This window comes from Alcanivorax sp. (genome assembly GCF_040118815.1).
In the GTDB taxonomy this organism is placed as follows: Bacteria; Pseudomonadota; Gammaproteobacteria; order Pseudomonadales; family Alcanivoracaceae; genus Alcanivorax.
The window spans coordinates 91,324-103,128 of record NZ_JBEDTC010000016.1 but is presented as its reverse complement, the minus strand read 5'-3'; the positions used below and the strand labels follow the sequence as shown (position 1 = coordinate 103,128).

At 57.7% G+C, this 11,805-nt stretch carries 12 protein-coding genes; 8 read left to right on the top strand and 4 right to left on the bottom strand.

The window, feature by feature from the left end:
- Positions 1-67 precede the first annotated feature (67 nt).
- Both ABNH18_RS13595 and upp read right to left on the bottom strand, forming a co-directional pair.
- A complete protein-coding gene (locus ABNH18_RS13595) occupies positions 68-1,384 on the bottom strand; it encodes a uracil-xanthine permease family protein (protein ID WP_349383348.1) in 1,317 nt (438 codons plus the stop codon).
- A gap of 36 nt (positions 1,385-1,420) precedes the next feature.
- Positions 1,421-2,047, bottom strand: a complete 627-nt coding sequence (upp, locus tag ABNH18_RS13590) for a uracil phosphoribosyltransferase (protein ID WP_349383347.1) — start codon at positions 2,045-2,047, stop codon at positions 1,421-1,423.
- Here upp and ABNH18_RS13585 point away from each other — a divergent pair.
- From ABNH18_RS13585 to ppa, 3 genes are all read left to right on the top strand, one after another.
- Entirely contained in the window at positions 2,046-2,294 is a 249-nt protein-coding gene (locus tag ABNH18_RS13585; protein ID WP_349383346.1) for a hypothetical protein, read from the top strand. The genes upp and ABNH18_RS13585 overlap by 2 nt on opposite strands.
- 112 nt (positions 2,295-2,406) lie before the next feature.
- Positions 2,407-2,775: a rhodanese-like domain-containing protein gene (locus ABNH18_RS13580; protein ID WP_349383345.1), complete on the top strand. Its 369-nt coding sequence runs from the start codon at positions 2,407-2,409 to the stop codon at positions 2,773-2,775.
- A 161-nt stretch (positions 2,776-2,936) separates the two neighbouring features.
- Positions 2,937-3,470 (top strand): inorganic diphosphatase, encoded by a 534-nt coding sequence (gene ppa, locus ABNH18_RS13575; RefSeq protein ID WP_349383344.1) that lies wholly within the window; start codon positions 2,937-2,939, stop codon positions 3,468-3,470.
- A 181-nt stretch (positions 3,471-3,651) separates the two neighbouring features.
- Here the strand turns inward: ppa and ABNH18_RS13570 are convergent, their stop codons facing one another.
- Positions 3,652-4,680: an AraC family transcriptional regulator gene (locus ABNH18_RS13570; protein ID WP_349383343.1), complete on the bottom strand. Its 1,029-nt coding sequence runs from the start codon at positions 4,678-4,680 to the stop codon at positions 3,652-3,654.
- Between the two features lie 96 nt (positions 4,681-4,776).
- Between ABNH18_RS13570 and ABNH18_RS13565 the strand changes: the two genes are divergently transcribed.
- Positions 4,777-5,643 carry a metal-dependent hydrolase gene (locus ABNH18_RS13565; protein ID WP_349383342.1) on the top strand — a complete coding sequence of 289 codons (867 nt, stop codon included), beginning with the start codon at positions 4,777-4,779 and terminating at the stop codon, positions 5,641-5,643.
- Between the two features lie 145 nt (positions 5,644-5,788).
- On the opposite strand, the gene ABNH18_RS13560 is transcribed toward ABNH18_RS13565, so the two are convergent.
- Positions 5,789-6,796 (bottom strand): DUF2333 family protein, encoded by a 1,008-nt coding sequence (locus ABNH18_RS13560; protein ID WP_349383341.1) that lies wholly within the window; start codon positions 6,794-6,796, stop codon positions 5,789-5,791.
- Between the two features lie 586 nt (positions 6,797-7,382).
- Here ABNH18_RS13560 and dsbD point away from each other — a divergent pair.
- The 4 genes from dsbD (at position 7,383) to accC (ending at position 11,795) form a co-directional block, all read left to right on the top strand.
- Positions 7,383-9,263 carry a protein-disulfide reductase DsbD gene (gene dsbD, locus ABNH18_RS13555; RefSeq protein WP_349383340.1) on the top strand — a complete coding sequence of 627 codons (1,881 nt, stop codon included), beginning with the start codon at positions 7,383-7,385 and terminating at the stop codon, positions 9,261-9,263.
- Positions 9,264-9,538: 275 nt separating this feature from the next.
- Positions 9,539-9,979, top strand: coding sequence for a type II 3-dehydroquinate dehydratase (gene aroQ / locus ABNH18_RS13550; protein WP_349383339.1), 441 nt, complete (start codon positions 9,539-9,541; stop codon positions 9,977-9,979).
- Between the two features lie 2 nt (positions 9,980-9,981).
- Positions 9,982-10,437 (top strand): acetyl-CoA carboxylase biotin carboxyl carrier protein, encoded by a 456-nt coding sequence (accB, locus tag ABNH18_RS13545; RefSeq protein ID WP_349383338.1) that lies wholly within the window; start codon positions 9,982-9,984, stop codon positions 10,435-10,437.
- A gap of 11 nt (positions 10,438-10,448) precedes the next feature.
- Positions 10,449-11,795, top strand: coding sequence for an acetyl-CoA carboxylase biotin carboxylase subunit (gene accC, locus ABNH18_RS13540; protein ID WP_349383337.1), 1,347 nt, complete (start codon positions 10,449-10,451; stop codon positions 11,793-11,795).
- The last annotated feature ends 10 nt before the right edge of the window (positions 11,796-11,805 follow it).

Below are 11,805 nucleotides of genomic sequence, written 5' to 3'. Positions count from 1 at the left end.
CACTCAGGATTAAACGCCTTTTCGCAGAGTATCGATTTTTTCTGCCTGAAACGACCTTAACCCGCATTCAATCCCGGTCTTGCTTGCTGCCTCCCCGGGCGTGCTCAAGCAGATCCGCGACATATTCCTGCTCTTCATGCAGATCATCCGCGTGCACCGGGGCGTGAGGCAGGATCTGGTTCAGAATCACCGCCACCAGCCCGCACAGGCTAATCCCTTGCAAGGTAAAGTCGCCGTTGCCCATGACCATGCCACCGATACCAAAGATCAGGGTAACCGCAACGATCACCAGGTTGCGCTGGGCGTGCAGATCTACCTGGGCCTTGATCAGAGTATTCATTCCGACACTGGCGATAGAGCCAAACATAAGAATCAGGATGCCGCCCATCACAGGAGTCGGAATGCTCTGCAGCAACAGGCCAAACTTGCCGATAAATGCCAACAGGATGGCGAAGATGGCGGTCCAGGTCATGACCACGGGGTTGAACACCCGGGTTAACATCACCGCGCCGGTGACTTCCGAATAGGTTGTATTGGGAGGCCCGCCGAACAGGGCGGCCACCATGCTGGCCACACCATCGCCAGTGAGCGTGCGATGCAGGCCGGGTTTGCGGATGTAGTCCTTCCCCGTCACGTTACTGATGGCCAGCACATCGCCCACATGCTCAATGGCCGGCGCCAGCGCTACCGGCACCATGAACAGGATGGCAGGCCAGTAAAACGTGGGCGCAATAAACGTCGGCACCGACAGCCAGCCCGCCTGATTAACCCCGGAAAAATCCACCATCCCCATGCTCAGTGCGGTGAGGTAACCCGCCACCACGCCACACAGGATCGGCAGCAACCGAAACAGACCATGCCCCAGGGTGGCCACCAGCATGGTGGTCAGCAGCGACACCATGGAAACCAGCAGGGCATCCCCGTAAGGGAACATCTGCATCTCGCCATTTCCGGACATACCCATGGCGAAGTTCACTGCCGTGGGCGCCAGGCTCAGCCCAATCACCATAATGATCGGGCCGGTAACCACCGGCGGCATCAGGCGATGCAGAAACCCCGGCCCGCGCCACTTCACCAATGCCCCCAGAATCACATAGACCACGGCGGTACAGAACAACGCCCCCATGGTGGCCGGCACGCCCCACTGCTGCACCCCATGGGAAATCGGTGCCACAAAGACAAACGAGGACGCCAGGAAAACAGGAATCGTGCGACGAGTAATCCACTGGAACAACAACGTGCCCAGCCCCGCTGTAAACAGCGCCACGCTGGGATCCAACCCGGTCAGTAACGGCATTAACACCATGGCCCCAAAAGCCACAAACAGCATCTGCGCGCCGATGAGAATGATCTTCCAGTTCCAGAATCCGCCAGCCTGGCTCATGGAGTGCTCCTGTTGGCAATAATCGGGGAATGCCCCTTACTTTGTTCCGAAAATCTTGTCGCCGGCATCTCCCAGCCCCGGCATGATATAACCGTCCTCATTCAGCCCCTGATCCACCGAAGCCGTATACAGTGAGACATCCGGGTGCGCCTCCTGAACCTTGCGAATGCCTTCCGGCGCCGCCACCAGCACCAGGGCACGAATCTGGGTGCAGCCGGCTTTTTTCAGCATATCGATACAAGCCAGCATGGAACCGCCAGTGGCCAGCATCGGGTCAATCACCAGCGCCATGCGCTCGCCGATATCGTGGGCCAGCTTTTCGAAATAGGCCACTGGCTCCAGGGTAGCTTCATCACGATACACGCCCACCACACTCACCTTGGCACTGGGAATCAGCTCCAGCACGCCATCCAACATACCCAGCCCAGCCCGCAGAATAGGCACCACGGTGATTTTCTTGCCCTTGATGCGCTGGGCCGGCGCTTTGCCCATCCAGGTCTCTACCTGATAATCCTCCAGCTCCAGGTCACTGGTCGCCTCGTAGGTCAGCAAGCTACCCACTTCTGCCGTGAGCTGGCGAAAGCTGCGCGTACTCAGGCTGTTCTGGCGTAGCAGACCCAGTTTGTGTTGCACCAGAGGATGACGAATTTCGTGGACGCTCATGATCATTAACTCCTTGCTACAGGCGAAACGGGGCACGGATAACTCCGGCAATGGCGATATTGTGACGGCTACAGCGAAAATGTCACCGGTGCACACGCTGTCCCGCACCGGACCTATCGCCGGCGAAGAGCGAGTGCTAACGTCAACAAAAGAAAAACAGGGAGAAATCGTGAACAGAGCCCTTGCCGAAATGAGCCGAAAAGCGTTTGTTTATGGTTTGTTTATGAATGTGCCAGCCGCTCTCTAGCGGCCAGCTTTTCCAACCCCACGACCAAGCCGTCCATCGCCAGCATGGTGCGCGACGCCGAAAAGCTGTGGGAGGAACTGCAGGAATGGGAAAATCGACAGGAGTCACCATCATGAAACGTTATTTGATCGCACCACTGTTTGCCGTACTGGCCTTGCTATCTACGCCGCTATGGGCTGCCGACAGCATGTCTGTGGCGCAACTGAAACAGGATATGCAGGCCGGAAAAGGGCCCATCATCATTGATGTGCGCGAAGAGGACGAATATCTGGCCGGGCATATCCCTGGCGCCATCATGGTGCCCGCCAAGCAGATGGAGCACCATCTGGACATGATGGAACAATACCGCAAGGAACAGATCGTCCTGTATTGCGAGTCCGGGCGCCGTGCCAGTGCAGCCGCCACCGTGCTGGAGAACGCCGGTTTCAAGCATGTGAAACTGCTGCAAGGGGATTATCCCGGCTGGAAAGCCGCACAATAAGCATCAATTGGCCCGCTAAAGCGCCACCAGTCACCCCTAAACGCCTATGGAATAAGGATATTCTTATTCCATAGGCGCGTTCGACCTTCGGCGATTAGCCGCAGCCCGCCGCCATTGCTATAATCCGCGCCCACCCCCCACCCTGTTGAGAAGGACAGACCATGGATTTTGCTAAGGTTCCCGTCGGGAAAGACGTTCCCGAAGACATCTACGTGGCCATCGAGATTCCGGCCAATGCTGACCCGATCAAGTATGAGATCGACAAAGACAGCAACGCCATATTCGTAGACCGCTTCATGGCAACCCCCATGTTCTATCCGGCCAACTACGGCTACATTCCGAACACCTTGTCTGAAGACGGCGACCCGCTGGACGTGCTGGTTGTCACCCCCTACCCGGTGGTGCCTGGCTCCGTGATTCGCTGTCGCCCGGTCGGCATCCTGAATATGACCGACGAAGCCGGTAAAGATGCCAAGCTGGTTGCGGTACCGCACACCAAGCTGACCAAGATTTACGACAACGTAAAAGACGTCAACGATCTACCTGAGCTGCTGCTGGCCCAGATCAAGCACTTCTTCGAGCACTATAAAGAGCTGGAAGCAGGCAAATGGGTAAAAGTTGATGGCTGGGATGGCGCTGAAGCTGCCAAAGCCGAGATCATCAAATCCGTCGAAGCTTACGAAAACGCCAAGTAAGCCGACACGAGACTGGCAGAACAGCGCCATCGACAAAAAGGCCGCGCCCGGTTATCTGGACGCGGCCTTTTTGTTGTGGGAACCGCGGTGCAAGACAAGCGAGTTTCGAAAAGCAAAAACCGGAGCGCCTGGCCTTTCACGATTCTGATCTTCACAACCCGAAACTCGCTTCTCACCCCCTCTAGCGTTGTTCCCGGTAGCCCTTGGGCGTCAGCCCACTCCAGCGCTTAAACGCCTTGGAGAAATTTGCCACATCGTTGTAACCCAACGCGTACGCAGCCTCACTGATGCTGTTTCCCGGCTTCGCCAATAAGCGTTTCGCTTGCCGGTAACGCTCTTCATCCTGGAGCTGGCGATAACTGAGCCCCGCCTGCTGCAGGTGGCGTTTTAACGTGCGCGGGGAAACAGACAGCCGATCGGCCATGTTTTCCAGAGCAGGAAGTGGCGCCATATGATCCTGCAGGGCACTACGAATGCGCTCAGCCATAACGCCCTCCTCATCCGTGCGCCACTGGCGAAACTCCATCTCGCACTGCTCCCGGGCCAACGCCGCCACCTGCGGGTCCGCCAGGCGCGGGCGGGCCTGCAAAGCCGATATCGGGAACACCAGGGCATCATCGTCCTGATCAAACAAAACCGGGACACCCACATCCTTTTTCAGGGCAGCCAAATACGCCGGCGCGGGGCCTCGGCGACGAATTTCCAACCCTTCCGGCGGCGCATCCAGCAACTGCTCAATCATGAACACCAAACCCACCAGCATAGCCTCAATGACAAAATCACTGGCCACCCCCAACGATACCGTGCTGCGCAATTTCAAATGCGCCATCCCACCCTGATGCACCTGATCGATACTCAGAAAGGGCGCCCGCAGACCCAAGAACCGACAGGCCGCATCCAGCGCATCATAGGCACTGGCACTGGACAGCGCCAACAGGCCCACCGGGCCGTGCAAGGTGATACTCATGGCCCGGGCGTAGCGAAAACCGAGCCCCTGCTCCTCCGCCATAGCCACGCCACGTTCGGCCACAGTCTGGGCCAGCGACATGGAAACCCGCCGATCCGGGGCCAACAGCTCATCCCGCTCAACGCCCAGCCCAACCAGTAGACTCGGGGCATCCAGCTTCATGGCCACCAGCACGTCGTACAGCAACACCACGTAAATGCCGGGAATACCAGCATGCCCCCAGCGGCGGCCCGAATTCACCATTTGTTGGCCCTCCACGACAAGACCTCGAGTGCAAGAGTCAGCATAGTAGTTGTCATTGAGCAATGTCATCAATGGCATTTGTACCAGGAGACACTGATGAATCTGAAGCTGGTGAAAAAGCAGAAGCACCCTTCTGTCCCTATTATCCCACGCCGTATGGGATTTTCCTTTGCAGGGGTCAAGCACGATGACTACTGGTTCGATAACGACCCGGTGCTGACGCATCTGCTGAATATCCTTTCGCTGACCTTCCCTGACGGCGAGCGCTTCTTCGTGGATTCTGTTCGCGCCCTGCGCGATCAGGTAGAGGACAAGGATCGCCAGAAAGATATTTCCGGCTTCATCGGTCAGGAAGCCATGCACTCCCTAGAGCATCAGGCCTTTAATGATCTGATTGCCGATGGCAAATATGACGATATCGTCACGCATGCCCTGGGCGTCACCAACAAGCTGCTGGCCGGCGCCCGCAAATACATGTCAAAGCGTCAGCAACTGGCGGCCACTGCCGGCCTGGAACACTTCACCGCCATTCTCGCCGACGCCATTCTGCGCCGCCCGGAACTGCTGAAAAAGATGGACCCGGCAGTGCGCGACCTGTGGGTATGGCATGCCATTGAGGAAACCGAACACAAGGCAGTGGCCTACGACCTGTACACGGACGTGAATGGTAACTACCTGGAACGCCAGCGCCTGTTCCTCTCCAGCACAGCCTACCTGATTGGTTTTTCCAGCTACTTCACCTGGCAGATGCTCAAGCGGGATAATGTCCACAAAAAGCCCCTGACCCTGGCCAAAGGGCTGTGGAAAGGTTTTGGCTACAAAGGAGTCATCAGCAGTATCATCCCCGCCTGGTTCACCTACTTGAAACCCGGCTTCCACCCTTGGGATGACGATAACAGTGCGCTGATTGAAGAGTGGCGAACGAGCCTGCCCGAGCCGAAGAAAAATATCCGGGTAGCCTAAGTTCCCGTTGCATACCTCTGCCTCTAGTAGTGCCTTTTAACAAGCAGGCGTAAAAAAAGGCCGCGCCCGGATTCCGGGCGCGGCCTTTTTGGGTTCAACTGCAACCAAGCTTATTAGGTGCTCACTGTTAACGATCAACCACCTTTTACCCTTCCACCAACAGCTTGCGCAGATCAATCAGGGCGGCGTTGGCACGGGAGACATAATTGGCCATAACCAGAGAATGGTTTGCCAGCATGCCAAACCCATCCCCGTTCAGGATCAATGGGCTCCACACCGTTTCCTGGGTCGCTTCCAGTTCACGGACCATTTGACGGAAACTGATAGTGGCGTTCTTCTTGCGCAGCACGTCGGCAAAATCCACTTCCGCCGCGCGCATTAACTGAGTGAGTGCCCAAGTCGCACCACGGGCTTCATAAAACGCATCATCAATTTTGAGCCACGGCGTTTTTACGAAGTCTTCGTCGCTCTCAGGCTTAGCTGCCACGATGCTACCATCCTTGTCCACGTTCAGCTGGCTGCGCCCGACACTCTGGCTCAGTTTCAGGCTCAAGGACCCCAACCGGTTCTGCACCTCGTTCAACCAATAGTTCAGGTTATCGGCTCGGGCGTAGAACTTGCCGTCGTTCTGATTGGCGTCCGCCAGTCGATCCACATAACGCTGCAACGCCTTGATGCCCCGGCGATACTCGCTTTCCGTCGCTGGCATGGCCCAGCTTTGCGCATCGAAATTGAACTGCGGCTCGGCAATAGCCAAGTCCCTGTCTTCCTGGCTCTGGGACTGGGAACGGCTCATGTCCCGGCGTAACACCCGGCTGAAATCGCGCACCTGCACCAACACGCCATATTCCCAAGCGGGCATGTTATCCAGCCACAGACGGTGCGGGAGCACATCATTACTGAGGTAACCACCGGGCTTGGACAGCAGGGTATCTGCGACAAAAATCAGTTCCCGCGCGGTAGTCTCCCCCCGCACGGCATCCGCTTTCGCCGTCACCTCACGCAACTCGGGCTCCTGACTCCAGTACCAGCCCAGCAGCACGTCGACCAACAACAGCAAACCAAGCAACCAGGACAAACCCTTCCAGATTCGATTATTGCGAGGGTCCAGCATGGCATCCCCCATCTTTTCGCTGAATTTATCGTTACTCATGACCACTCCCAGGATCCTTCAAGCCACTACTGCGCCCAACACTATAGCTCACCAACCCACACAAGCTGCAGGCAATTAGGGAACCTCTGAATAACTCCTTACATACTCAGCGTGACCTGAAGCGTGCAAGGAGTTATTCAAAGGTTCCTGAGCTCCCGGCCGGGTTCGCGACATTCCCTCTTATTTCCAAGGTTCCACCATAGAGAGACAAAACACCACCTACAATCCACAACCTCTACACCATCCACACACTCCATCCTGCCATTGATACCTCGCCCCCTTGGCCCTGCCTGACAAACGCGCAAACTCTATCCGCATCAGTGACGCCACTGCTGGTCTACAGCCATGGGCTTTTTGGTTAAACTGCGCCAGCGAGCAGGGCTGGAGCGTCCTATTGCCGGGAGCTGCCGCCCATGTACGCCAGCGGATCCGCTCTGCCATTAACCGGTAACCAAGTAACGGGCGAAAACGCATGGCACCCGCGCCGGTTAACATAGCCTTAAAGTAACCGAATGAAACTAAGTGCCTGTTTTTACATCCAAGCGTCACGCAGTCTGGCGCATACGGCACCGGAGAGGAGTATCGAATGAAGCAGTGCTGGCAACGTTTCCTGGTCGCCATGGTTCTATTGGCCCCACTGTCCTGGGCTAACGCCAACAACCTGTTCGGTGAAGAAGAACGCCTGCCCACCGTGGATGAAGCCATCCAGCTAGTAGCCGATGCGGACTGGGATAACCAGCAACTGCTGCTGAATTTCGAACTGATCGACGAGGTGTACCTTTACCAGCACCGTTTTGGATTCACACTGCGCGACACCAACGGCAATGTGATTAACGATTTTGCCGAACTGACCCTACCCGCCGGCAAAGCCAAAACCGACGAAATATTCGGCGACGTCCAGGTGTACTTCGACCGCCTGGATCTGGCACTTCCCTTAAATAGCGTACCGCTGGTGGATACGGAACTGGAAGTGCGCTACCAGGGCTGCATTGAAGACACCCTGTGCTACCCGCCAACCAAAAAAATCATTGAGTTGGCCAATCCTCAACCGACAAAAAAGCCGGTGGCCGCTCCGCCAGCAGCGGCGTCTAACTCCAGCGCTGGCCCCGGCTTTCTCGACACGCTGCAATCCGAAGATGCCAACGCCTTCAATCAGTGGATGAAGGACCAACCCCTCGGACTGATCATCGGCCTGTTTTTTGTAGGCGGCCTGCTACTGGCCTTTACCCCGTGCGTTTTCCCCATGGTACCGATCCTCTCCGGCATTATTGCCGGGGAAAAGGAGCCCAGCGCGGCTCGCGGCTTTACCCTCAGTGTCAGCTATGTTCTCGGCATGGCGGTGCCATACACTTTGGCCGGCTTGCTGGTGGCACTTTTTGGCGCCGGTTTGAACCTGCAATTTTTGCTGCAGCAGCCCGCAGCCATCATCACTTCAGTGGTGGTCTTTATCGTACTGGCCCTGTCCATGTTCGGGCTTTATGAACTCCAGCTGCCTGCCGCCCTGCGCAACAAGCTTCATCAACCAGGACAGGAAGCCCGCGGCAACCTGATCGGCGCCGCCATTATGGGGACTATATCCGCCCTGGTGGTTTCCCCCTGCGTCACCCCGATTCTGGCAGGCGCCCTGATTTATGTGGCCGCCAGCGGCGATGCCGCCACCGGCGCCGCCTCCCTGTTTGCCCTGTCCATCGGCATGGGCCTGCCGTTAATCATCTTCGGCACCGGCGGCGGCAGCCTACTCCCGCGCGCCGGCATGTGGATGGAAGAGATAAAGCGTTTCTTCGGTGTGGTCATGCTAGGCGTGGCCATCTGGCTACTGGACCGCATCATCAGTGACACCATCACCCTGGGATTGTACGGCCTGCTACTGGCCGTCTATGGCGTACAACTCGGCGCGCTGGAACCGGCCGGCGAAGGCATTGCCCGGCTCAAACGCGGCCTAGCCCTAGTGCTGGCCCTGTATGGCGCAGTAATGATTGTCGGCGCGCTAAGCGGGGGCAAGGACCCGCTGCAACCACTGGCACACATGACCCAGCCAGCAAGCCCCGCAGCAGACAACACCGCCACTGCCGCGGCTGCAACCGCGAACGACCACGGCCCCTGGCAAACCATCGTGGGCAATGCTTCGCTGACGCAAGCGCTGTCCACCTCTCGGCAGGCGGGCAAACCGGTGCTGGTGGATTTCTTCGCTGAATGGTGTGTGGCCTGCAAAGTGCTAGAAGAAACCACCCTGAGCCACCCGGATGTGCTGAACGCCATGACCGGCTTCGACCTTTACCGGGTGGACATTACCGAGATCAACGCTGACAGCCAGACGATCATGGAGCAGTACAACATTCTTGGCCTTCCAGCCCTGGTCTTCTTCACTCCCGCCAGCGCCGAAATTCCCGATTCCCGAGTGTTGGGCGAGATGGGCCCGGAACGCTTTATTGAGCACTTGAACAAGCGGGTGATGCCGGCGCTATAACGCTCTCGGCTTTTCACGCCTGCATCGTCCCCCTGCAAACCTGCAAGCGACACCTCCACGGCAGGTTTGCGGCCCAAGGCCGCGCCCCTATACAAACCCCATGAAACGGTACCGATATCACGCAATCTTCCGGTAACTTGTAACGAATGTTGTAAAGCCCTTTTTTCTGTCATGGTTTGCCCCTAATATTGCATTTGTGCGAGAAAGCCCGGACTAATCCGGATTTTTCCAGCACGATCACTGCAAATAACGACAAATTCGCAAGGGGACCCGTTTTGGCTTCCATTCTGGTCTTACATGGCCCAAACCTGAATCTGCTCGGCACCCGCGAGCCGGACAAGTACGGCCACACCACCCTGGCGGATATCGACCAGCAACTGCAGGAACAGGCCAGCACGGCCGGCCATCACCTGCAACATCTGCAGAGCAACGCAGAGTACGAGCTGGTCGAGCGCGTTCACGATGCCCGCACCGAGGGCATCGACTTCATCATCATCAACCCGGCGGCGTTCACCCACACCAGCGTGGCTCTGCGCGATGCCCTGCTGGCAGTGAACATTCCCTTTATCGAAGTGCATCTGTCCAACGTGCACGCCCGGGAAGCCTTCCGCCACCACTCCTATTTTTCCGATATTGCCAAGGGCGTTATCTGCGGACTCGGTGCCACCGGCTATGCACTGGCACTCACCGCTGCTCTCGAACAACTGGATGACTGAACATGGATATTCGCAAAATCAAGAAACTGATTGAGCTGCTAGAAGAATCCGGCATTGAAGAGCTGGAGATCTGTGAAGGGGAAGAATCCGTACGCATCAGCCGTGGCTCACGCCAGCCGGCGGTCCCGGCTCAGTATTACGCCGCACCGCAGGCACCAGCCCCGGCACCGGCCCCCGCGCCTGCTGCTGCCGAAGCCCCCGCCCCGGCAGACAACACTCCCAGCGGCCATCTGGTGCGCTCTCCCATGGTCGGGACTTTCTATCGCTCACCGTCACCGGGTGCAGCCTCCTTTGCTGAAGTGGGCAAGAAAGTTCAGGCCGGCGATGTGCTGTGCATCGTGGAAGCCATGAAAATGATGAACCAGATCGAAGCCGACAAGTCCGGCACTCTGGATGCCATTCTGGTAGAAGACGGCGAGCCGGTTGAATTCGACCAGCCTCTGTTCTCCATCGTTTAACGGAGGCCCCCATGCTGGAAAAGGTAGTCATTGCCAACCGCGGTGAGATTGCTCTGCGCATCCTTCGCGCCTGCAAGGAGCTGGGCATTCGCACCGTGGCTGTTTACTCCAAGCCCGACCGCGACCTGATGCATGTACGCCTGGCCGACGAGGCCGTGTGCATCGGCCCCGCGTCGTCCACGGATTCGTACCTCAATATCCCCGCGCTGATCAGCGCGGCGGAAGTCACCGATGCTGACGCCATTCACCCCGGCTACGGTTTTTTGGCAGAAAACGCCGACTTCGCCGAAAGCGTAGAGCGCTCCGGCTTTACCTTTATCGGCCCCAAGGCAGACACCATTCGCCTGATGGGTAACAAGGTCGCGGCCATCGAGGCCATGAAAAACGCCGGCGTCCCCACCGTGCCCGGCTCCAACGGCCCCATCGGCGATGATGACGACGCCTCACTGGCCACCGCCGAGAGGATCGGCTATCCGGTAATTATCAAGGCCGCAGCGGGCGGCGGCGGGCGAGGCATGCGCGTGGTGGAAGAGGCAAAACAACTGCTCAACGCCATCACCCTGACCCGCTCCGAAGCCAAAAACGCCTTCGGCGATGCCACCGTATACATGGAAAAATTCCTGCAGAAACCACGTCACGTGGAAGTGCAGGTACTGGCCGATGGTGCCGGCCACGCGGTTCATCTGGGCGACCGCGACTGCTCCCTGCAGCGCCGCCACCAGAAAGTCGTGGAAGAGGCCCCCGCACCGGGGATTCCCCAGCATCTCAAAGACGAAGTGGCAGAGCGCTGCGTTAACGCCTGCAAGGAGATCAACTACCGGGGCGCGGGCACCTTCGAATTCCTCTATGAAAATGAGGGGTTCTACTTTATCGAAATGAACACGCGGGTTCAGGTCGAGCATCCGGTTACCGAGATGGTCACCGGGGTGGATATCGTCAAGGAACAGCTGCGTATTGCCGGTGGCGAAGGGCTCACGCTGCAACAGTCCGACGTGCAGTTCCAGGGCCATGCCATTGAAGTGCGGATTAACGCGGAAGACCCGGTGCGATTTACCCCCTGCCCGGGGAAAATCACTTACTTCCACGCACCCGGTGGTAACGGCGTCCGGGTCGACTCACACATCTACAGCGGCTACACCGTCCCACCGTACTACGACTCCCTGATCGGCAAACTGATCACCTGGGGCGAAAGCCGCGACATCGCCTTTGCTCGGATGAAAAACGCGCTGGACGAAATCGTGGTGGAAGGCATCAAGACCAATATCGCGCTGCACCGCGACAAAATCTTCAAGGACAAGGCGTTCATTGAAGGCGGAGTGGATATCCATCACCTGGAGAAAAAGCTGGGCGATCAGTAAACGCCCTCTT